This window comes from Delftia sp. PX-1 (assembly GCF_055797465.1).
The window spans coordinates 2303538-2325976 of sequence record NZ_CP184763.1; the positions used below are offsets into that span (position 1 = coordinate 2303538).

The 22439-nt window shown below is 66.9% G+C and carries 19 protein-coding genes; 11 read left to right on the top strand and 8 right to left on the bottom strand.

The genetic code is table 11. The features are described 5' to 3' along the window. Nucleotides 1-74: 74 nt before the first annotated feature. From ACN20X_RS10665 to ACN20X_RS10675, 3 genes are read right to left on the bottom strand one after another with little or no spacing between them, the layout of a single operon-like run. Entirely contained in the window at nt 75-1163 is a 1089-nt protein-coding gene (locus ACN20X_RS10665; protein ID WP_250438817.1) for a sensor histidine kinase, read from the bottom strand. Between the two features lie 29 nt (nt 1164-1192). After that, nucleotides 1193-1519: a 2TM domain-containing protein gene (locus ACN20X_RS10670; protein WP_016454690.1), complete on the bottom strand. Its 327-nt coding sequence runs from the start codon at nt 1517-1519 to the stop codon at nt 1193-1195. Between the two features lie 34 nt (nt 1520-1553). After that, nucleotides 1554-1964 (bottom strand): DUF2306 domain-containing protein, encoded by a 411-nt coding sequence (locus ACN20X_RS10675; RefSeq protein WP_016449692.1) that lies wholly within the window; start codon nt 1962-1964, stop codon nt 1554-1556. Between the two features lie 336 nt (nt 1965-2300). Here ACN20X_RS10675 and ACN20X_RS10680 point away from each other — a divergent pair, with 336 nt between their 5' ends. Both ACN20X_RS10680 and ACN20X_RS10685 read left to right on the top strand, forming a co-directional pair. Continuing rightward, on the top strand, nt 2301-4466 hold the full coding sequence (locus ACN20X_RS10680) for a TonB-dependent receptor (RefSeq protein ID WP_250438806.1): 2166 nt from the start codon (nt 2301-2303) through the stop codon (nt 4464-4466). An 18-nt stretch (nt 4467-4484) separates the two neighbouring features. Beyond that, the gene (locus ACN20X_RS10685; protein ID WP_046241628.1) at nt 4485-5714 is read left to right on the top strand and encodes a PepSY-associated TM helix domain-containing protein; all 1230 of its coding nucleotides are present in this window, start codon (nt 4485-4487) and stop codon (nt 5712-5714) included. 349 nt (nt 5715-6063) lie between these two features. On the opposite strand, the gene ACN20X_RS10690 is transcribed toward ACN20X_RS10685, so the two are convergent. Then, nucleotides 6064-6342, bottom strand: coding sequence for a PsiF family protein (locus ACN20X_RS10690; RefSeq protein WP_016454694.1), 279 nt, complete (start codon nt 6340-6342; stop codon nt 6064-6066). 193 nt (nt 6343-6535) lie between these two features. Between ACN20X_RS10690 and ACN20X_RS10695 the strand changes: the two genes are divergently transcribed. From ACN20X_RS10695 to ACN20X_RS10705, 3 genes are all read left to right on the top strand, one after another. After that, complete coding sequence (locus tag ACN20X_RS10695; RefSeq protein WP_016449688.1) at nt 6536-7363, top strand: undecaprenyl-diphosphate phosphatase; 828 nt, start codon at nt 6536-6538, stop codon at nt 7361-7363. Between the two features lie 183 nt (nt 7364-7546). After that, a complete protein-coding gene (locus tag ACN20X_RS10700; RefSeq protein ID WP_473210575.1) occupies nt 7547-9535 on the top strand; it encodes an acetoacetate--CoA ligase in 1989 nt (662 codons plus the stop codon). A 129-nt stretch (nt 9536-9664) separates the two neighbouring features. Continuing rightward, nucleotides 9665-10105 carry a MarR family winged helix-turn-helix transcriptional regulator gene (locus ACN20X_RS10705; protein ID WP_016454696.1) on the top strand — a complete coding sequence of 147 codons (441 nt, stop codon included), beginning with the start codon at nt 9665-9667 and terminating at the stop codon, nt 10103-10105. 140 nt (nt 10106-10245) lie between these two features. Here the strand turns inward: ACN20X_RS10705 and ACN20X_RS10710 are convergent, their stop codons facing one another. From ACN20X_RS10710 to mutS, 3 genes are read right to left on the bottom strand one after another with little or no spacing between them, the layout of a single operon-like run. After that, the gene (locus tag ACN20X_RS10710; protein ID WP_016454697.1) at nt 10246-11133 is read right to left on the bottom strand and encodes an alpha/beta fold hydrolase; all 888 of its coding nucleotides are present in this window, start codon (nt 11131-11133) and stop codon (nt 10246-10248) included. Next, a complete protein-coding gene (locus tag ACN20X_RS10715) occupies nt 11130-12206 on the bottom strand; it encodes a proteasome-type protease (protein WP_016454698.1) in 1077 nt (358 codons plus the stop codon). The genes ACN20X_RS10710 and ACN20X_RS10715 overlap by 4 nt, the downstream gene beginning before the upstream one ends. 55 nt (nt 12207-12261) lie before the next feature. Further along, the gene (gene mutS, locus ACN20X_RS10720) at nt 12262-14850 is read right to left on the bottom strand and encodes a DNA mismatch repair protein MutS (RefSeq protein WP_016454699.1); all 2589 of its coding nucleotides are present in this window, start codon (nt 14848-14850) and stop codon (nt 12262-12264) included. A gap of 342 nt (nt 14851-15192) precedes the next feature. Between mutS and ACN20X_RS10725 the strand changes: the two genes are divergently transcribed. Next, entirely contained in the window at nt 15193-15819 is a 627-nt protein-coding gene (locus ACN20X_RS10725; protein ID WP_227469602.1) for a hypothetical protein, read from the top strand. Beyond that, a complete protein-coding gene (locus ACN20X_RS10730; protein ID WP_016454701.1) occupies nt 15812-16756 on the top strand; it encodes a nucleotidyl transferase AbiEii/AbiGii toxin family protein in 945 nt (314 codons plus the stop codon). Before ACN20X_RS10725 ends, ACN20X_RS10730 begins: the two co-directional genes overlap by 8 nt. Before the next feature lie 95 nt (nt 16757-16851). On the opposite strand, the gene ACN20X_RS10735 is transcribed toward ACN20X_RS10730, so the two are convergent. Beyond that, nucleotides 16852-17565, bottom strand: a complete 714-nt coding sequence (locus ACN20X_RS10735) for a GntR family transcriptional regulator (protein WP_016454702.1) — start codon at nt 17563-17565, stop codon at nt 16852-16854. Nucleotides 17566-17712: 147 nt separating this feature from the next. Between ACN20X_RS10735 and ACN20X_RS10740 the strand changes: the two genes are divergently transcribed. The 4 genes from ACN20X_RS10740 (at nt 17713) to ACN20X_RS10755 (ending at nt 22253) form a co-directional block, all read left to right on the top strand. Further along, a complete protein-coding gene (locus tag ACN20X_RS10740; RefSeq protein WP_016454703.1) occupies nt 17713-18699 on the top strand; it encodes a Bug family tripartite tricarboxylate transporter substrate binding protein in 987 nt (328 codons plus the stop codon). A 15-nt stretch (nt 18700-18714) separates the two neighbouring features. Beyond that, nucleotides 18715-19668 (top strand): SMP-30/gluconolactonase/LRE family protein, encoded by a 954-nt coding sequence (locus ACN20X_RS10745; protein WP_016454704.1) that lies wholly within the window; start codon nt 18715-18717, stop codon nt 19666-19668. 90 nt (nt 19669-19758) lie between these two features. Beyond that, nucleotides 19759-21486: an acetolactate synthase catalytic subunit gene (locus tag ACN20X_RS10750; RefSeq protein ID WP_016454705.1), complete on the top strand. Its 1728-nt coding sequence runs from the start codon at nt 19759-19761 to the stop codon at nt 21484-21486. Further along, entirely contained in the window at nt 21486-22253 is a 768-nt protein-coding gene (locus ACN20X_RS10755; RefSeq protein WP_016454706.1) for an SDR family oxidoreductase, read from the top strand. Before ACN20X_RS10750 ends, ACN20X_RS10755 begins: the two co-directional genes overlap by 1 nt. Nucleotides 22254-22439 lie beyond the last annotated feature (186 nt).

Sequence of the window (22439 nt, forward strand, 5' to 3'; positions counted from 1 at the left end):
CGCACCGAGGGTGTCGTTCCCCTCCCGCGAAGCGAGAGAGGGCGCCGTGCACACGGGGGAAGGCGCGAAGCGACTCAGGGGGTGCATTTGAGGGTGATGCGGGCTAGCGTGCCGCCTTCGGGCAGGGCGGCCAGTTCGAAGTGTGCGGCGTCGCCATAGCGGCTGGCCAGGCGCTCGCGCAGTTGGGCCGTGCCGAAGCGGCTGCCGGGCAGGGCGGGTGCACCGGAATCCAGGCCCATGCCGTTGTCGGCCACGGTCAGCTCCAACGGGCCGCCGTCCATGCGGCGCGCACGCACGGCGATATGCCCGCCTTCCAGCTTGGGCTCCAGTCCGTGGCGTATGCAGTTTTCCACCAGGGGCTGCAGCAGCAGCGGCGGCACGGGCACCTGGCCCACGTCCTCGGGCAGGTCCAGCGTGTATTGCAGGCGCGGGCCCATGCGGATGGACATCAGCGCCAGATAGTCGCGCAGGCGCGCGAATTCCTCGGCCAGCGCATGCTCGGTGCTGCGCGAGCCGCCCAGCGTGGCGCGCAGGTAGGCGATCAGATGGTCCAGCATGGCCTGGGCGCGCTGCGGGTCGCTGGCTACCAGCACGCGCAGGTTGGCCAGGGTGTTGAACAGCATGTGCGGCTCCAGCTGGGCCTGCAGCAGGGTCAGTCGCGCCTCGGCCGCCTGGCGGCGGGCCTGCTCGGCCTGCATCTGCAGGTGGCGCGAGTAGCCCAGCAGGAAGAAGGCCAGCGACATCACCGTGCTGGCGACGATGGTGACGGCCAGCGGTATCCACAGCCGGTGCATCAGGGCCGTGCTGGCGTCGGGATCGGCCCACTGCCTGTAGGCCGTGCCGATCAGCGACCCGATCACGAACCCCGTCACGATGCCAGCCACCACCAGCGCGGCGCCGCGCCAGCCGCCGGGCCAGGGAATGTCCTGGCCCCGCGTCAGGCGCCAGCGGCCCAGTTCGATGGTGAGCCAGCTGGTCAGGCCGATCGACAGCGAGTAGATGAGGTTCACGTCCCAGCGGCCGTGGTTGCTCAGGCTGAATGCGGCGGCAATCAGGGCGCAGGCCGAGGTCGTCGCGATGCCGTGGCGCAGCAGCGTGGTCCGTTCCACGATGTGGCCAGGGGCGGCCGGCTGGCGTGTGGCGTTGGATGCGGGGTCGGGCATGGAGGGCAATGGTAGTCCCATGGCGTGTTTCAGCGGGCGCGGCCCTGGCGTGACTGCAGCGCCTGCCGCTCGCGCTCCACCATGCGCCCGTGCCAGCCGTTGCCCGGCAGGGCCAGCCAGACCACGGCGCCGTGGATGGCCAGCCCCAGGCCCCAGCCCAGGGCCGGGAAGATGGCCCAGTGCCGGCCCTGGGACAGCGACAGCGCCGCCAGCCCGAGGTTGACCAGCACATAGACGCTGGCGTGGATCATCCAGCCCAGCTTGGCGCCTGCGCGGCGGCGCGCCATGCGCTCCAGGGCATCGTCGTCGTGGCGGGCAGAGGGATCGAGGGGATCAAGGGGATCAAGGGTGCGCATGGGGAGTTCTCCGTCAGTGGGAAGGAAAGCGGCGTCAGGCCAGGCCCAGCTGCTGCCACAGCAGGTCGCCCAGATAGCGGCCGGGCAGCAGGGTGAACAGGCCCGCCACGACGCAGGCGCCGATGTAGACGCTGCGCATGATCTTGCGGTGGCCGGCGATGTTGCCGTGGTACAGGTGCCAGAACGAGCGGCCCAGGCCGGCAAAGGTCAGCGGCACCAGCAGGTGGACGGGCGTGTAGCCGCCCCAGTTGGGCAGGCGGTAGTCGCGGATGAAGCAGGCGGACACCGCCGCGCAGACCATGAGCGTGACGAAGGCATGGCCGGCCGCGCGGTGCAGGCGGGGATGGACGGCGGCCTGGCGGCGTGCCAGCAGGGCGATGGCGCCCGTGGCCGTGGCCCCGAGGGCGGCGCTCATGTGGATGGCGATCAGCGGTGTCATTTGCATGGCGGTGTCCTGGCGTGCGGCCCGGGTTGGCGGGCCTGTATGGGACAGGACTGTCGCTGCCGGGCGCCGCAGGGGCCAGCGCCATGCGACGGACGGACGAGGGCAGGGTGCCAGCTGCATCCTGGCGCCGCGAACGGCAGGCACGTCCACGGCATCTGGAGGATGCAGTCCGCAGGGTGGAGGCCAGGGTGAGTGCGCACGGACTATCGATCAGGGCCTTTGAAACCAATCACCCCCAGGATTGCTTCGATGCAACAGATTGAGAAAACTCATAGTTGCGTGCCCAGGTGGTTGGTAAGCTAACGGGTTCTGCAAATCATTCTCAATCCCATCCTCATGCCTTCCATTCGCCCCATATCCCTGGCCGTTCTTTGCCTGTGCAGCCATCAGGCGCTGATTGCCCAGACCCGGGGCGGTGACACCGTGCTGGAGGCCGTGACGGTGGAGGCCAGCGCCGACGCATCGGCCCAGGGCCTGTCCAAGCCCTTCGCAGGCGGCCAGGTGGCCACGGGGGCGCGCAACGGCGTGCTGGGCACGCTGGACTGGAAGAACTCCTCGTTCTCCACCACCAGCTACACCCAGCAACTGATCGAGGACACCCAGTCCAAGAGCGTGGGCGACGTGCTGCTCAACGACCCGGGCGTGCGCCAGGCGCGCGGCTTCGGCAACTTCCAGGAGCTGTATGTGCTGCGCGGCTTCCCGGTCTATTCGGACGACATCGCCTACAACGGCCTGTACGGCCTGCTGCCGCGCCAGTACATCGCCTCGGAATTCTTCGAGCGAGTGGAGGTGCTGCGCGGCGCCAATGCCTTCCTCAATGGCGCAGCACCCGGCGGCAGCGGCATTGGCGGCACCATCAGCCTGCTGCCCAAGCGCGCCGGCAACGATGCACTGACGCGCGTGGGCGCCGGCATACAGACGGGCGGCCAGGCCTTTGTCTCCACCGACATCTCGCGCCGCTTCGGCCCTGACCGGAGCACCGGCATCCGCCTGAACGCCGTGCGCCGCGACGGCGGCACGGGCGTGGATGGCGAAGACCGCTCGCTCACCGCCCTGGGCCTGGGCCTGGACTGGCGCAGCCGCAACGTGCGCCTGTCGGGCGACGTGGGCTACCAGCGCAACAGCTACAACGGCGGCCGCCCCAGCGTGACGCCCGGCAGCTTCATCCCGGCCGTGCCCGACAACAAGACCAACTACGGCCAGAACTGGTCGTACTCCACCGAGCGCGACCTGTTCGCCACGCTGCGCGCCGAATGGGACATCAACGACACCACCACGGCCTGGGCTGCGGGCGGCCTGCGCCGAGGCAAGGAGGACAACTCCCTGAGCGGCGTGACCGTCACGAATGCGGCCGGCGACACCACGGGCACGCGCTTCGACAACAAGCGCAAGGACAGCGTGGGCACGGGCGAGGTCGGCATCCGCACGCGCCTGGCCACGGGCAGCGTGGGCCATGAGCTGGTGGCCACGGCCAGCACCTACTCGGCCACCGAGCGCAATGCCTGGGGCATGGGCTTTGGCGTGGTCAACAACATCTACAACCCCTGGAGCAGCGCGCGCCCGGCGATGACGCTGTTCGGCGGCAACCTGGCCGATCCCACGCGCGTGGGTGAAACCCGGCTCAACAGCTTTGCCATCGGCGACACGCTGACGATGCTGGACGAGCGCCTGCGCCTGACCGTGGGCGTGCGCCGCCAGAGCATCGAGCAAAGCAGCTACGACTACAACACGGGCGCGCAGACCGACCACTACAAGAAGTCGGCCACCACGCCCATGCTGGGCCTGGTGTTCAAGACCAGCGAGAACACCTCGGTCTACGCCAACTACATCGAAGGCCTGACCAAGGGCGCCGTGGCGCCGCAGACGGCCAACGACCTGCCCGTGTCCAACGGTGGCCAGGTGTTCGCGCCCTACAAGTCGCGCCAGAAGGAAATCGGCTTCAAGTGGCAGGGCCGGCAACTGGGCGCCACGGTGGCGCTGTACACCACGGACATGCCTTCGGCCTATGTGGCCAACCAGGTCTTCGGCCAGTACGGCAAGCAGCGCAACAGCGGCCTGGAGGCCACGGTCTTCGGCGAGCCCGTCAAGGGCCTGCGCGTGCTGGGCGGCGTGACCTTCAGCGAGGCCAAGATCCGCGAGGCCGCCGATGCCGCCACCATCGGCAACTACGCCATCGGCGTGCCCAAGCGCCTGCTCAACCTGGGCGTGGACTGGGATGTGCCCGGCGTCTCGGGCCTGGCCCTCAATGCGCGCGTGATGCACACCTCCAGCCAGTACGCCAACGGCGCCAATACGCTGAAAGTGGCCTCCTGGACGCGTACCGACATCGGCGCGCGTTATCTCATGGACATCGGCAACAACCGCCTGCTGACCCTGCGCGCGCGCATCGACAACCTGTTCGACAAGGGCTACTGGTCGTCCGTGGGCGGCTACCCGGGCGCCAACTACCTGGTGCAGTCCATGCCGCGCACCTTCTCGCTGAGCGCATCGGTGGACTTCTGAGCCGGAGCGATCTGAAGCATGCGCGCGTTGTGGACGGTGGTGCACCGCTGGATAGGACTGGTGCTGGCCGGTTTCCTCACCATGGCCGGCCTCACGGGGGCCGTGCTGTCCTGGGACCATGAAATCGACGAATGGCTCAACGCCGACATGCTGGAGACCCCGGCACGCGGCCCGCTGAAGACCCCGCTGGAGCTGGCCGCCGTGGTGCAGGCCAGCGAGCCGCGCGCCGAGATCAGCTACATGACCCTGGGCCTGGTCGAGGGCGAAGCCGCCATGTTCATGGTGCGCCCCCGGCCCGACCCGGCCACGGGCCAGGCGCCTGCGCTGGGATATGACACGGTCTTCGTCGATCCTGTCAGCGGCCACATCACGGGCCAGCGCAACGGGCGCAGCCTTGCGCTCAGCCAGCGCAACCTCATGCCCTGGCTGCGCCACCTGCACGAAAGCCTGCTGGCCCCGCGCTTTTGGGGCACGGACCGCTGGGGCTACTGGTTCATGGGCAGCCTGGCCCTGCTGTGGGTGGCCGACAGCTTTGTCGCGCTGCTGCTGACCTTTCCCGTCAAGCTCAGGAAAAGCGCCCCGCGCCTGACGGCGGCCATGGGATCGTGGTGGCGGCGCTGGCTGCCCTCATGGCGCGTGCGCTGGGGCGGCGGCGCCTACAAGCTCAATTTCGACCTGCACCGCGCGGGCGGCCTGTGGGTCTGGGCCGTCATCGTCATCGTGGCCTTCACCTCGTTCTCGCTGAACCTGTACCGCGAAGTCTTCTACCCGGTGATGAGCACCGTCTCCACCACCACGCCCGGCCCCTACGAAACCCTCAAGCCCGCGCCACAGGGCACGCTCCTCGAGCCCAAGGTCTCGTTCGCCCAGGCCATCGCCATCGCCCAGAGCGAGGCCAAGCGCCTGGGCTTCGCCCAGCCCGCAGGCGGCATCTGGTGGGGCGGCGACTTCCCGTTCTACAACATCTCCTTCTTCGACCCGCACGACGAAACCGGCGCCATGGGCATGGGCCTGTCCAACATCTACGTCAGCTCGGACAACGGCGAAGTCCTGGGCACCTACCGCCCCTGGCACGGCACGGCCGCCGACGTCTTCGTCCAGCTGCAGCTGCCCCTGCACAGCGGCCGCATCCTCGGCACCCCCGGCCGCGTGCTCATGTCCTTCGTCGGCGTGCTCGTCGCCGTCCTGTCGATCACCGGCGTCATCATCTGGTGGCGCAAGCGAAGGGCCAGGAAGATGACCCCCTGAGCGGCTGCGCCGCTTCCCCCTTCCCGCTTCGCGGAGGGGGACGCAGCCCTCACTGCGGGGCGGCCCTTGCTCGGCTGCCCGCGCTTGAGCCCTGCGAGTTTGAACGGCTGTCGGTAGTACACGGCTCCATTGATAGCCGAATCAGAAAACTATCCGCCTAAACAGCAAAGCCACCGAAAACGGTGGCTTCAATGAAGGCTTGCTGCAGAAATAGGGCGCAGCCTCCAAATCTGGCGCGGCCCGACACCAGAGACGCCGAGCAAGAGCCGCCTCGCGGCGAGGGCGTCGTCCCCCTCCCCCGCGAAGCGGGTAGAGAGGGGGAAGCGGCGTCAGCCGCTCAGGGGGAGCTTCAGTCCTTCTTCAAGCATTCACTCATGAACGCCTTGCGCTCGTCGCCCTTCTTGCCGGTGGCGTCGGCATTGCAGGTCTTCATGCGTTCCTGCTGGCGCTTCTTGCCGTCGGACAGGCAGGACTTCATGAACTCCTTGCGCTCGTCGCCCTTCTTGCCGGCGGCTTCGGTGTTGCAGGTGCCCATCAGCTTTTGCTGGGCCGTGGGGGCCTTGTCTCCGGCGGCCATGCCGATGCTGCAGGCCAGGGAGACAACTGCCAGAACAACGATTTTTTTCATGATGGAATGGTTTTGAAGGCGCGCCGAAATCCAGCGCCCCCACATTGCAGCACAGCGCCGGGCGCACAGCAACGTTGCGCGCCGGCCGTTGTAAAAGTTTGCGATTGCCGCCGGCGGGCCGGCAGGCGTCCATCGTCAGGCCATGGCCAGCGCAGATAATGGCGCACTTTTGCATTGCGACAGGACGCTTGCCGTGGACATTCTTTTGCTGGTCAAGGCCGCCATCATGGGCATCGTGGAAGGGCTGACGGAGTTCCTTCCCATCTCCTCCACCGGCCACCTCATCCTGGCCGGTTCGCTGCTGGGCTTCGACGATGCCAAGGCCAAGGTCTTCGACATCGCCATCCAGACCGGTGCCATCTTCGCCGTGGTGCTGGTGTACTGGCAGAAGATCCGCTCCACCGTGGTCGACCTGCCCACCAGCGGCCAGGCGCAGCGGCTCACGCTGAACGTCATCATCGGCTTCCTGCCGGCCGTGGTGCTGGCGCTGATCTTCGGCAAGTTCATCAAGGCGCACCTGTTCACGCCCACCGTGGTGGCCACCACCTTCATCCTGGGCGGCTTCGTCATCCTGTGGGCCGAGCGCCGGCCCGCCTCGGCCATGCGCGTGCAGACCGTGGACGAGATGACGCCGCTGGACGCCCTCAAGGTCGGCCTGGTGCAGTGCCTGGCCATGATCCCCGGCACCAGCCGCAGCGGCGCCACCATCATCGGCGGCATGCTCATGGGCCTGTCGCGCAAGGCGGCGACCGATTTTTCGTTCTTCCTGGCCATTCCCACGCTGATCGGCGCCGGCGTCTACAGCCTCTACAAGGAGCGCGCCCTGCTGTCGGTGGACGACATCCCCATGTTCGCCGTGGGCCTGGTGTTCTCCTTCATCAGCGCCTGGCTGTGCGTGCGCTGGCTGCTGCGCTACATCTCCACCAACAGCTTCGTGCCGTTTGCCTGGTACCGCATCGCCTTCGGCATCATCGTGCTGGTCACGGCCTTCACGGGCCTGGTCAACTGGAGCGGCGGCTGACCAGGGCCGGGCCATCGATGGGGACAAGCCACCTTCGGGTGGCTTTTTTGCGTCATGTGCCCGGGGGAGCAACCGCATGACGAGCGCGTGGTTGCCCCATGAAAACCCCTGTACTTCTGAGAATGATGATGTTCTATGGTTATAAAAAATATGTTTTTTTTATAACTTTTTCCGAGGGTTGCCATGGCCATCGAACAAGGGCAGTTGATGTGGCGTCCCAGCCCGCAGCAGGTCGCGCAAAGCGGCCTGTCGCGCTACATGGATTGGCTGGCTACGGCAAGGGATAGGCGCTTCGATGGCTACCAGGCGCTGTGGCAGTGGTCGGTCACGGATCTCGATGGCTTCTGGCGCTCGATCTGGGACTACTTCCAGGTCATGGCCGACGGTGACCCGACGCGCGTGCTCGGTGAGCGCGGCATGCCGGGCGCGCAGTGGTTTCCCGACACGCACCTGAACTATGCCGAGCATGTGTTCCGCAGCGCCAGCGCCGAGCACCCGGCCATCATCGCGCGCTGCGAAGGCGCCGAGCCGGTGGAGCTGTCATGGCGGCAGCTGGAGCGTGACGTGGCGGCGCTCGCGGCCCGGATGCGCGAACTCGGCCTGGGCCGCGGCGATCGCGTCGTGGCCTACCTGCCCAATGTGCCCCAGGCGGTCGTGGCCTTCCTGGCCTGTGCCAGCATAGGCGCCATCTGGTCCAGCTGCGCGCCCGAGATGGGTGTTTCCGTGGTGCTGGACCGCTTCCAGCAGATCGGCCCCAAGCTGATTTTCGCCACCGATAGCTATGTCTACGGGGGACGGTGTTTCGATCGCCGCGCCGTACTCGGCGAGGTGCTGCGGGGATTGCCCGAGATAGGCCATGTGATCCACGTGCCCGGCCCCCTGTTCAGGCCCGGGGACCCCGCGTGCGAGCTGCCCTGGCGCGATGTCATGGCCTGGGCCGACGCGCTGGCCAGGCCCGCAGAGCCGGTCTTCGAGCGCTTGCCGTTCTCGCACCCGCTGTGGGTGGTCTATTCCTCGGGCACCACGGGACTGCCCAAAGCCATGGTGCACAGCCATGGCGGCATCGTGCTCACCCACCTCAAGACCCATGGGCTGCAGCACGACGTGCGGCCCGGCGACCGCTTCATGTTCCTGGGCAGCACGGGCTGGATCGTCTGGAATCTCATGGTGGGCAGCCTGCTGGCTGGCGCCACCGTGGTGCTGTCCGATGGCAACCCGACCTCGCCCGACGATGGCGCATTGTGGGACTTCATCGATCGCCAGCAGGTCACGCTGTTCGGTTGCGGCGCGGCCTTTCTGGCCAAGACCATGAAGGATGGCGTGGTGCCCGCCCGGGGCCGCCGCTTCGAGAAACTGCGCGCCATCAATTCCACGGGGTCGGCGCTGCCGCTGGAGGCCTACGGCTGGGTCTACGAGAACATCAAGCGCGATCTGTGGCTGGCCTCGGTCAGCGGTGGAACGGATATCGCCTCGGGCTTCGTGGCCTGCGCGCCCCTGCTGCCCGTGCGTGCGGGCGAGATCCAGTGCCGTGAGCTGGGCGTCGCCGCGCACGCCTTTGACGAGCAAGGGCGCAGCGTGACCGGCGAGGTGGGCGAACTGGTGATCACCGAACCCATGCCTTCCATGCCCTTGTATTTCTGGAACGACGCCGATGGCCTGCGCTACCGTGAAAGCTACTTCGACGTCTTTCCCGGCTACTGGCGCCATGGCGACTGGATCTTGTTCAGCGAGCATGGGTCGGCCGTGATCTACGGCCGCTCGGACACCACGATCAACCGTTTCGGCATCCGCATGGGAACGGCCGAGATCTACCGTGTCGTCGAGGAAGTTGACGAGGTCTTGGACAGCCTCGTCGTGGACCTGGAGTTCCTGGGGCGCCCCTCTTTCATGCCCTTGTTCGTGGTGCTGGCCCCGGGCCTGGTGCTGACGGATGCGCTGGTGGCCCGGATCAAGGATGCCATCAGGGCCCAGGCCTCTGCGCGCCACGTGCCCGATGCGGTCATCCAGGTCGCCGAGATTCCGCGCACCCTCACGGGCAAGAAGATGGAACTGCCCGTGCGCAAGCTGCTGCTGGGTGCAGAGCCCGCCAAGGTGGCCAGCCCCGACGCCATGGCCAATCCGCGCAGCATCGATTTCTTCGTGCAATACCGGGCTCGGGTCCCGCTGGCCTGAGGTGCGGCGACCCTGACCGATTGCATCCATGACGCAGGAGACAAACCCATGACCGTCTCTATCGAAAGGTCCGCCAGGCCCCGTTCGATGCGCCTGGCCCCCCCCTTGGACCGAGCCACCCCATCGCCCATGAAGCCAGCACTCCAGCAGAATTTTCTGATGCAGCAGTTGGGCCACTGCACGCGCCTGGCCCATGCCACCGTAAGGCCTCACTATGCGAAGCACATGCTGGCGCTGGATCTCAAGCCGTCGGAGTTTGCCGTGCTGTCGCTGATCTCGGCCAATCCCGGCGCATCCCAGCGCCAGATCGCCGAGACCGTGATGATTTCCCAGCCCAACATGGCGGCGCTGATGGAAAGACTGCAGGTGCGCGGCCTGCTCAGGCGCGAGGCCGATCCTGCGGACAGGCGCCTGTCGCTGCTGTATCTGACGGCCGAGGGCGAGCGCCTGCACGAAAAGGCGGCGGCGCAGGTGGAAATTCTGGAGCAAGAGGCCAGCCGCATGCTGAGCGCTGAGGACAAGCAGCAGCTGCTGCGCCTGCTTCACAAGATGATCGGTTGCGCCGGGTAGCCGGCCCGCCATCGCCAAGACCCTCGCCCGCTGCCGTGAACGCCGATGGGGCCCGATCCTTGAGGAAGGCGCCAAGGGGTTCAAGCTCCATCCCATGGTCCAGGGTTGCCATCCGGATCTCGGCCTGAGCCGGACGCCGCTCAGGTTTGCATGTTCAGCAGCGCGGCCTCGATGGCGGCGGCCGTGGCGTGGGGCCGCTCCATGGGGAACAGGTGGCTGCCGTCCAGCATCATCACGCGCCCGCGCGTGATGCGGCGCGTGAGGTCCATGCCCACCTGGCGCATCTCCACGGAGGCACGCCCGCCGATGAAGGCCGCCGGGCAGCGCAGCGGATGGTGGTGCAGCAGCGAGGCCAGGTTGTGCGGCAAGGTGTTGTAGATGGCGGTCTCCACCTCGCGCGTGAAGTGCAGCGTGCGCCGGCCGTCCAGGTCGGCCAGGCCGCCCTGCACATAGTCCTGGAGCACCTGCGGATGCCATTGCGCAAACACCTTCTTGGCGCGGAAATAGGCCAGCGCCTCGTCATCGCTGTCCCAGGCATTGCGGCGGCGCGCGCTGATCTTGCCTGGCGAGACCGAGCCCACCAGCTGCGTGCGCTTGGCCACCCCCACCGCATTGGCACGCCAGCCGCTGAGCAATGGCGAGTCGATCAGCAGCACGCCGCGCGCCAGCTCGGGATGGCGCGCGGCCGTCATCACGCTCAGGAAACCGCCCAGCGAATGCCCGACCAGGAAGACCGGACCGCCCACGCGCTCGACCTCGGCGCGCGTGAACTCGGCCAGTTGCTCGACCAGGTGCGGCCAGTTGTTGGTGACGGGAAAGCGCGGGTCATGGCCGAAGCGCTCCACGCCCTGCGCCGCGATGCCGCGCTCGGCCAGCAGCGAGAGCAGCAGCCGGTAGGTGGGCAGCGGAAAACTGTTGGCATGCGAGAACACCACGGGCAGCGGCGCCGATGCAGTGCCCGCGCCCGTACCCGTGCCGGCAACCGCCGCATCGCTCTCGGCCCGCTGTGCGGACCGGGCCGCGTTCACGGCCGAGGCTCCTGGCCGGCCTGTGCGGCGCCATCGGGCACGCCTTGCTGGTGGCCCGAGGGCTGGCCTGCATCGGGCCGCACGGGCGATGCCGGGCCCGGCTGCTGGGGCGTCATGGGTGTCATGGGCGTCATGGGGGAGGTCGCAAGACCGTCTGCCGTGGAGGTGCCCAGGGCCGCGCCCGTGCCGCTGTGATAGGGCTGGCGCAGCGCCGCAGGCGGCAGCCGGCCCATGCTGCGCGCCGACGAGCGCAGGGCGCCTGCCGGCGCGTTGACCTTGGTCAGCGGCTGGGCCTGGCGGCTGTGCACGCGGATGGGCACCTCGGAGGCGCCGCCGTCCCAGGCCGGGTCCTCGATGCTGTCGAAGACATGGCGCAGGCGCTCGCCCCAGCTGTCGTGCAGCATGCGGAAATACGGATTGCTCTCGTCGATGCTGACGATCTTGTCGGAGGCAAAGCGGTCCTTCTCGTACACGATCAGGTCCAGGGGCAGGCCCACCGACAGGTTGGACTTGAGCGTGCTGTCCATGGACACCAGGGCGCACTTGGCGGCCTCGTCCAGCGGCGTGCGCGGCGTGATCACGCGGTCCAGCACGGGCTTGCCGTACTTGGACTCGCCGATCTGGAAGTAGGGCGTCTCGCTCGTGGCCTCGATGAAGTTGCCGGCCGAATACACCTGGAACAGCCGCATGGTCTCGCCCTGGATCTGGCCGCCCAGCACCAGCGAGATATTGAAATCCACGCCCGACCGGGACAGCGCCACGCCGTCGCGCTCGTACACATGGCGCACGGCCGCGCCCAGCACGCGGGCCGCATCGAACATGCTGCGCACGTTCCAGATGGTCAGCATGTCGCCCGTGGCCTCGTCGCGCAGCTGCTGGCTCTCCAGCAGTTCGCGAACGGACTGGGTGATGGACAGGTTGCCGGCCGACAGCAGCACCATGAAGCGGTCGCCGGGGTTCTCGTAGACCATGAGCTTGCGGAAAGAGCTGATCTGGTCCAGGCCGGCATTGGTGCGCGAGTCGGCCAGGAAAACCAGGCCGGCGTTGAGCTTGATGGCAACGCAATAAGTCATGGAAGCGTCCGAATCTGCGGAAATGGCAAGTTTAGTGCGAGGCGATTGACCGCGTTCAGGCGGCGATCTTCTTGAGCTGGTAAAGGGCTTCCAGCGCCTCGCGCGGGCTCAGCGCGTCGGGATTGATGGCGGCCAGCGCCTGGGCCAGCGGGTCGTGGCGGCTTTCGGGCTCGGGCATGTCGGGCGCATCGAACAGGTCCACCTGCAGGCGGCCCTCGTCGGCATGGGCCTCCAGTGCCTCCAGCGCATGGCGCGCGTGGTGCAGCACGCCGGCCGGCATGCCCGCCAGCTTGGCCACCTGGATACCGTAGCTGCGGCTGGCCGGCCCGGGCTGGATCTCATGCAGGAAGACGATGTCCTGGCCGGACTCCGCCGCACTCACATGCATGTTCACGGCCGCGCGTGCCTTGGCCGGCAGCTCGGTCAGCTCGAAGTAGTGCGTGGCAAACAGCGTGAAGGCGCGCGTCCTGTCGTGCAGCTGGGTGGCGATGCCGCTGGCCAGCGCCAGGCCGTCGAAGGTGCTGGTGCCCCGGCCGATCTCGTCCATCAGCACCAGGCTGTGCGGCGTGGCCGAATGCAGGATCTGCGCGGCCTCGGTCATCTCCATCATGAAGGTGGACTGGGCATTGGCCAGGTCGTCGGCCGCGCCGATGCGCGTGTGGATGGCGTCGATGGGCCCCAGCCGGCAACTGGACGCCGGCACATGCGAGCCCATGCTGGCCAGCAGCACGATCAGCGCCACCTGGCGCATATAGGTCGACTTGCCGCCCATGTTGGGGCCGGTGATGATCTGCATGCGCGTGTTGGCGTTCATGCGCGTGTGGTTGGCGATGAAGCTGCCGCTGGAGGTCTCGGCCATGCGGGCTTCCACCACCGGGTGGCGGCCGGCCTCGATCTCGATGCAGGGATGGTTCACGAACTCGGGCGCGCACCAGTTCAGCGTCAGCGAGCGCTCGGCCAGCGTGCACAGCACGTCGATGGCCGCAATGGCACCGGCCACGCGCGTGAGCGCGGGCACATGGGGCTGCAACTGGTCCAGCAGCTGCTCGTAGAGGAACTTTTCGCGCTGCAGCGCACGCTCCTGCGCGGACAGGGCCTTGTCCTCGAAGGCCTTGAGCTCGGGCGTGATGTAGCGCTCGGCGTTCTTCAGCGTCTGGCGGCGGCGGTAGCGCTCGGGCACCGCGTCCTTGTAGCTGTTGGTGATCTCTATATAGAAGCCGTGCACCTTGTTGAACTGCACGCGCAGGTTGGGAATGCCGGTGAGCAGCTTTTCCTTGGCCTCCAGCTCCAGCAGGAAGTCGTCGCAGTTGTTCTGGATGGCGCGCAGCTCGTCCAGCTCGGCGTCGTAGCCCGTGGCAAACACGCCGCCGTCGCGCACCAGGGCGGCCGGCTCTTCCATGATGGCGCGCACCAGCAGTTCGGCGCAGCCCTCGGGCGGTTGCAGGTCGGCAAACAGCTGGGTCAGGTGGGCCGAGGGTGTCTGCCCGGCCTGGGCCAGCAAGGCCGCCTTGTGCAGCGTGCGGCCCAGTCCCACCAGCTCGCGCGGGCGCACCTGGCGCAGGGCGGTGCGCGCCGTGATGCGCTCCACATCGCTCACGCCCTTGAGCTGCTCGCGCAACTGCTGCCAGGGCGCGGCCATGCCGCCTGCGCTGGTGCCCTGCAGCGCCCGCGTGGCCTCCAGCCGCGCCATGGCCTGCGTGCGGTCGCGGCGCGGCTCCAGCAGCCAGGCCTTGAGCAGGCGGCTGCCCATGCCCGTCATGCAGGTGTCCAGCAGGGAGAACAATGTGGGCGAATCCTCGCCGCGCAGCGTCTTGACCAGCTCCAGGTTGCGGCGCGTGGCCAGCGGCAGCGCAATCAGCTCATCGTCGCGCTGCACCTGCAGAGCGTGGATGTGCGACAGGCTGCGGCCCTGCGTGTGCTCGGCATACGACAGCAGCGCGGCGCTGGCGCCATGGGCCAGCGGCATGTCCTCGGCCTCCCAGGCCTTGAGGCTGGCCGCGCCCAGCAGCTCCAGCAGCTTGCGCTCGCCCAGACCGCCGTCGAACTGCCAGTCAGGGCGCGGCGACAGCGGGCAGGCGATGGAGCCGCCATGGCGCAGCGCGAACAGGCTTTGCTCAAAACGCTCGGTCACGCCCGCGCTGTAGATCAGCTCGCTGGGCGCAATGCGAGAAATCCAGGCGCCCAGCTCGTCGTGGGAGCACTCGGCCAGGTGGATGCGCCCCTGCGTCACCGCCATCCAGGCCAGGCCGCAGCGCTGGCGCCCGGCCGTGTGCAGGGACAGCAAGATCGCTTCGCTCTTGTCCGACAGCAGCTCACTGTCGGTCAGCGTGCCCGGCGTCACCACGCGCACCACCTTGCGCTCCACCGGGCCCTTGGCGGCGCCCACCTCGCCCACCTGCTCGCAGATCGCCACCGACTCGCCCAGCTTGATCAGCCGGCCCAGGTAGTTCTCCAGCGCATGGAAGGGCACGCCCGCCATCGGAATCGGCTGCCCCGCCGTCTGCCCGCGCGTGGTCAGCGTGATATCCAGCAGCCGCGCCACCTTCTCCGCATCCCCGAAGAACAGCTCGTAGAAATCCCCCATGCGGTAGAAAACCAGCGTGTCGGGGTAGTTGATCTTGATGCCCAGGTACTGCTGCATCATGGGCGTATGCGCCGACAGATCAGGGGCCGGAGAGGGCTGTGTGCTTTGCGAAAGGTCGCTCATTGGTTTGGGAATCAACAGGTTGCAGCGGCGCGAAGGTGCCGGGCAAGGCCTGCCTGGATGGCGCGGGGCTGCAGGAAGGCGCGAATGTTCTTGTAGGGTACTTGCCGCCTTCGGCCACCTCAGTCAGAGGTGGGCGCGATGCCGGTGAAGGGGGACATTATTCCACGGGGTGTTGAGCGGGGCTTGGGGATGGTGTTCGTGGCCGTGCCACTGCAGAGCAACGGGTGGAATTGCGAATGCTTTCAATCGCCTGCCGGTGATAGGATGCATGAAACTTCAATGAAAAATCCAGCCATCATGCGTGTCGGCCGTTCTTCTGCTGAACCCTTGCGGGGAGGTGCTGCACTCCTGGCGGAAGAGCTGCGCCCTGGTGGCGTGTACCGACGCGAAGACCTGGCACCGCTTTCCACGGCGGTAGACCGGCATCTGAGTGAGCTGGTGGCTGGCGGAAGATTGAAGAAGTTGGCGCAAGGGCTGTATCACGCACCCAAGCAGTCCGATTTCGGGCCGCTGCCACCTGCTGACGATCAAGTGGTCCAGAGCTTTCTGCGGGACAGCGATTTCCTGTTGTTTTCGCCTTCCGCCTTCAATGCGGTGGGTGTCGGTACCACGCAGCTGTACAACAGCACCTGGGTCTACAACCGCAAGCGGCACGGCATCTTTCGGTTGGGCAATCGTGATTTCGACTTTCGGGTAAAGCCCCGTTTTCCAAAGAAACTCAGCCCCGAGTTCCTGTTCGTGGACTTGCTCAACAACCTGGATGAGCTGGCTGAAGATGGGGAACTGGTTCTTGGGCAGGCGCGCAAAAAGATGCCGTCCTTTGATGCCGAGCGCCTGCGCCGGGCGATTGAGCGCTATGCCAACGCGGCTACCCGAAAAATCTTGAGGGAGTGGAGCGGTGGCTGATTTTCTTCACGAGCGCAGAGATTTCGACCAACTCCTCGCGTTGGTGGCCGACGAGCGTGGTTTGGCTCCTGTGCTGGTGGAAAAAGACTACTGGATCATGCATTGCCTCTGGGGTCTTCAGGCCCAGGGGCTGCGGTTCGAGCTGAAGGGCGGCACATCGCTGTCCAAGGGCTTCGGTGTCATCCATCGTTTTTCCGAAGACATCGATATCCGCATCGACCCGCCGCAAGGAATGGACGTCAAGACAGGCCGCAATCACGACAAGCCCGCTCACGTCGAATCACGGCGAGCCTATTACGACGCGCTCGCGCAAACCATCTGCATTCCCGGTGTGGTCGAAGTTCAGCGGGATCGCCTGTTTGACGATGACAAGATGCGCAGCGCCGGGATCCGGTTGTTCTACACGCCAAGAACGGCGGCGCTTGCGGGGATCAAGGACGGCATCCTGTTGGAATTGGGATTCGATGACACGGCACCCAATCGCGCAGTGACCATCTCTTCGTGGGCCTTGGAGGCTGCCATGGGGCGCGATATCCCGCTGCGGGACAACCGTGCGGTGAATGTGCCTTGCTATGCACCGACGCACACTTTCGTCGAAAAATTGCAGACCATCTCCACCAAGTACCGCAGGCTGGATGCAAGCCGGGCATTTCCTGCCAACTTCCTGCGGCATTACTACGATGTGTATTGCCTCCTGGGCATGGAGGAAGTGCAGGGCTTCATCGGAACACCGGCCTATCAGCAACGCAAGATCGAGCGGTTCCGTTCCGGAGATGAGCTGGCTATCTCCCTCAACCCGGCATTTGTGCTGGCCGATGCTGCTCAATGCGACCGTTTTGCGCAGGAGTACCGCAAGACACGGGCCTTGTACTACCAAGGACAGCCGGATTTCGACCTTCTTCTGGCCCGCATCCGCGAGCACATCCATGTGCTGTGATGGGCACAGGAATCCTTGATGAAAAAGGACTCAATAGTCCTCATGGTCTTGCATAGGGATGGCCCGCCTGCCTGACTGGCAAGCCTCTGTGTTCTCTAACCCCGCCCCCCCGCCACCACCCACTCCTGCGGAAACGCCATCCCATCATCCTTGGCAATCTTCCTGAGGATGTGCAGGCAGGCGCTTTGGAGATCCTGCACCACGGCTTGCCGGGCGGCGGGGCCGTCCCTTTGCTCCAGCGCATGGATCAGCCGGATGTGCGGATGTTCGGCCGCGCGGGCGTAGGTGCCACGGTAAAGGTAGCGCACGGAGGGGCCGCACTTGAGCCACAGCAGGCCGATGAGGCTGGCCAGCACGGGCTGCTGCGCGGCTTCGATGATGGAGAAGTGGAAGCGCTCGTTGGCGATCAGCGTGGCGTCGTCGTCCACGGCGATGGATTTTTCCAGGTCCTGGTGCAGCCGGGTGAGGGTGTCGATGAAGCCCTGGCCCGGATGGCGGCTGGCGGCGGCTGCGGCGGCGCGGCCTTCCAGTTCGATGCGCAGGGCGATGATTTCCACGTACTGCTCCACGCTGAGCACGGGCACGGTGGCCACGCCGCGGTCGTCCAGGTCCAGGGCGCCTTCGGAGGCCAGGCGCTGTATGGCATCGCGCACGGGCGTGGGGCTGATGCCGAACTCTTCGGCCAGGCTGCGGTAGACGAGGCGCTGCGCGGGTTGCAGCTGGCCTCTCACGATGGCGTCACGGATCTGCAGATAGGTTTTTTCGGCAAGGGTCTGATTGGTTCGGATCTGTGAAAAAACGCTGGACATCGGGCCTCCGCAACTGCTTGGGCGCAATGGTACCTCCCGGGGGATGGTGGGGTGACCGTCACATCCGAGCGTGCCTGGTCCACGGGCTAACCCCATGTTTGGTGTTTGATGCATCAAGTACCATGCATCAAAATTCAGGGAGGACACATGCCCGTACCACCATCTAACCGCCGCCAATGGCTTGCCATGGGCACGGCCCTTATCAGCCTTTCTTGCGCGGCGTCCGCTGCATCCACTACCTATCCATCCAAGCCGCTGCGAATCCTGGTGCCCTATGCCGCAGGCGGGGCCTCGGACAACATCGCGCGCCAGATTGCGGCGGCCATCACGGGGCAGACCGGACAGGCCGTGGTGGTGGACAACCGGCCTGGCGGCTCGGGCGTGATCGCCGTGCAGGCCCTGCAGGCCGCACCCGCCGACGGCCATACCTTTGCGGTCTTCGATCCCTCGGTGGCGTCGATGAACCCGTTCCTCTTCAAGAAGCTGGCCTATGACCCGGAGCGTGCACTGGTGCCGGTGACCGTGTTGGCGCGCAATCCGATCGCGTTGGTGGCCTTGCCTTCGTTTCCCGCAGGCAGTGTTCGGGCGCTGGTGGCCCATGCCAGGTCGCATGGCGACCTGAGCTATGCCTCCACCGGCAATGGCAACGGCACCAACCTCGCCATGGAGATGTTCCTGGCCGGCAGCGCCATCCAGATGGTGCACGTGCCCTACAAGGGCAGTGCCCCGGCCATGCAGGCCCTGCTGGCGGGGCAGGTGCCGGTCTTCATGTCCGACCTGCCCACCGTCGTGCCCTATGCCCGGTCGGGCAAGGTCCGGGTCATCGCCGTCACGGGAGACCGGCGCTCGCAGCATCTGCCCGATGTGCCGACCTTCGCCGAGGCGGGCGCGCGCGGGGTGGAGATCGCCAACCATTTCAGCGCCTTCGTCGCTGGCGGTACGCCGCCCGCCGTGGTGCAGCAGCTCAACGCCGTGCTGCACAAGGCCCTGGCTGATCCCCGGTTGCAGAAGAATTTCTCGGAAATGGCGCTGGAGGTTTCGCCGTCCACCCCGCAGGAGCTGCGCGCCATGGTCAGGGACGACTCCGAGAAATACGGTGCCGTGATCAGGCGCTTGAACCTGAGCATCGATTGATGGAGTGAGGCGCACATGACATACACGCTGCAAAAAACAGAACCCTCGCTCCGGGCACTGGCCGACGGCCTGGAGTTTCCCGAAGGCCCGGTGGCCATGCCCGATGGATCGGTCGTGCTGGTGGAGATCGCCAATGGCTGGCTGACCCGGGTGACGGCCGATGGCACAAGGCGGCAGCTCGTCCACCTGGGCGCAGGCCCGAACGGCGCCGCCATAGGCCCCGGCGGCAAGCTGTTCATCTGCAACAACGGTGGCTTCCAGTGGCACCGCAGTGCGGAGCATGGACTGCGGCCCATAGGCCAGGCCAACGACTATTCAGGCGGGCGCATAGAGGCCGTGGACCTGGCCTCGGGCCAGGTCGAATGCCTGTACACGCAAAGCGGCAGCGGACCCTTGAAGGGGCCCAACGACCTGGTCTTCGACCGGCATGGCGGGTTCTGGTTCACCGACCACGGCAAGGTGCGCCCGCGCGAGGTGGACCGGGGCGGCGTCTGCTACGCGCTGGCCGATGGCAGCGCCATCCGCGAGGCCGTCTTCCCGCTGTGGTCGCCCAACGGAATCGGTCTTTCTCCCGATGAGAAGACGCTCTATGTGGCGGAGACCTTCACGGGGCGGCTGTGGGCCTTCGACATCGGCGAGCCCGGGCACATCCTGGCCCGGCCCTGGCCCGATTCGCCCAATGGCGGACGGCTGGTCTGCCGCCTGCCGGGCATGCAGAACATCGACTCCCTGGCCGTGGATGCCGAAGGGAACATCTGCCTTGCCACGCTGGGCGAGGGCGGCATCACCGTGGTCTCGCCAGCCGGGCAGGTGCTGCACCGGGTCGAGCTGCCCGACCCCATGACGACCAACATCTGCTTTGGCGGCAAGGACCTGAAGACGGCTTTTGTCACCCTGTCTTCCACGGGGCGGCTGGTGGCGCTGGACTGGCCGTGTCCTGGATTGCCTTTGAATTTCCTGAATAGATAAGTTCCCCCTGGCTTCCCTTTCCATATCGCTGGCGATTGCCATGGCGAGGGAGCCGCTACGCCTTTTTTTGTTGAACGGAAACCGCAACCCATGTCGAAACCCCTGAGCAACCCTGGATTGAACAAGCAGGACACCGTAGGCCACCTGGTGGCCCGGGTCCTGAAGCGGCACGGCATCACGCAGTTCTTCGGGCAGAGCCTGCCCAGCATGTTCGTGCTGGCTGCCGAGGAACTGGGCCTGCGCCAGATCGCCTACCGCACCGAGAACGCGGGCGGCTACATGGCCGATGCCCATGCCCGCATGAGCGGCAGGCCGGCCGTGATCACCGCGCAGAACGGGCCGGCCGCAGCGTTGCTGGTGGCGCCGCTGGCCGAGGCGCTGAAGGTCTCCATCCCCATCATCGCGCTGGTGCAGGACGTGGCGCGCGACCAGACCGACAGGAACGCCTTCCAGGACCTGGACCACATGGGCCTGTTCAAGCCCGTGACCAAGTGGGTGCGGCGCGTGGACCAGGCATCGCGCGTGGAGGACTATGTGGAGCAGGCCATCATCGCCGCCTGCAGCGGCCGGCCTGGCCCCGTGGCGCTGATGCTGCCGGCCGACCTGCTCACCGAGCCTGCCCAGCCCTCCAGCGTGCCCCGGCCCGCTGCACTGGCCCGCTTTCCGCTGGACCGCGCCGTGCCCGAGCGGCAATTGCTGGAACAGGCAGTAGGCGCGCTGCTCCAGGCCCGTGCGCCGGTCATCGTTGCCGGTGGCGGCGTGCACATCTCGGGTGCCAGCGAGGCACTGAGCGCCTTTGCCGATGCGCTGAGCCTGCCCGTGGCCACCACCAACATGGGCAAGGGTGCCGTGGCCGAAACGCATGAGCTGTCGCTGGGCGTGGTCGCCAACTGCCTGGGCCCCAATGGCTCGGGCCGCTACCTGAAGGATTTCGTGTCCGGGGCCGACGTGGTGTTCCTGATCGGCAACCGCACCAACCAGAACGGCACGGACAGCTGGACGCTGTACCCGCGCGATGCGCAATTCATCCATCTCGATATCGACGGCCAGGAGATAGGGCGCAACTACGACGCCATGCGCCTGGTGGGCGATGCGCGGCTGGCGCTGCAGGCCATGCTGGACATCGCCGGGCCGCTGGATCTGTCGGCCCGTACCGGCCAGCGCGCTGCACTGGCCGCACGCATTGCCAAGGGCAGGGAAAGGCACCGACAGGAATCAGCCGAAGTGCGCCTGTCCAGCGCCGCACCCATCCGGCCCGAACGCATCATGCATGAGCTCGACGCCCTGCTGACCGCCGAGGACACCGTGGTGGCCGATGCCAGCTACTCCACGCTGTGGGTCACCAACTACCTGACCGCGCGCCGGGCCGGCCAGCGCTTCATCACGCCGCGCGGCCTGGCGGGCCTGGGCTGGGGCATGCCCATGGCCATGGGTGCGCGCCTGGCGCAGGACGGCGGCCAGGTGTTCTGCCTGGTGGGCGACGGCGGCTTCGGCCATGTGTGGTCGGAGATGGAGACCTGCAGGCGCATGGGCATCAAGGTCATCACCGTCCTCATCAACAACGGCATCCTGGGCTACCAGAAGCATGCCGAGCACGTGAAGTTCGGCGAGCACACCTCGGCCGTGAACTTCAGCGGCGTGGACCATGCGGCCATCGCACGGGCCTGCGGCATCCACGGCGTGCGCGTGGAATCGGCCGATGCCATCGCCCCCGCGCTGCGCGCCGCCATGGCCGCCGAAGAGGCCTCGCTGATCGAGGTCATGTGCACCGAAGACGCCTTTCCCCCCATCACCTTCTACACGCCGGAGAGCCACTGATGAGCGCGCCTGAGAACTTCCCCATCCGCACGGCCCTGGTGACCGGCGCCGCGCGCGGCATCGGCCTGGCCACCGCCATCGAACTGCTGCGCGACGGCCGCCAGGTGGTGCTGGCCGACCTGGCCGCGCCCGACCTGGATCTAGTCCCGCAGGAACTGCGCGCCCGGGCCAGCGCCGTGGTGCTCGATGTCTGCGACGAGGCTGCCCGCCAGCGCGTGGTCGCGGACATGGTGCAGCGCCATGGCGGCGTGGACATCCTGGTCAACAACGCCGGCATCAGCCTCAAGAACGCCAGCGGACAGTCCAACGGCATCCTCGAAGTGGGGCTGGGCGAGGTGCAGCAGATCCTGGACGTCAACCTGCTGTCCATGCTGCGCCTATGCCAGCTGGCGCTGCCGGGCATGAAGCAGCGGGGCTGGGGGCGCATCGTCAACGTGTCCTCGCTGGCCGGGCGCGGCAAATCCATCGTGGCCGGCCCCGCCTACATGCTGAGCAAGTCCGCCGTGCTGGGCCTGAGCCGCTCCATCGCCTCGGAGATGGGCCAGTACGGCATCACCACCAACTGCGTGGCGCCGGGCCGCATCCTGACGCCGATGGCGCAGCAGGCCGGCGACGAAGTCAACCGCCGCTATGCCGAGCAGATCCCGGTGCGGCGCCTGGGCGAGGCGGCCGAGGTCGGTGCCGCCATCCGCTACCTGTGCAGCGAGTCCGCCGGCTTCACCAATGGCGCCGTGATCGACGTCAACGGCGGCTTCTTCATGAATTGAGGAAGGACGACCCCCTGAGCGGCTGCGCCGCTTCCCCCTCTCGCTTCGCGGGGGGGGGGCGGCACCCTCGGTGCGGGGCTGCCCTTCCTCGGTGCCCCCACTTCCAGGGCGTGCCTGTTTCCCGGTCAGTGGGTAGTGCGCAGCACCGTGAAAGCCCGACTTCCAAAGACGACAGAACCCAAGATT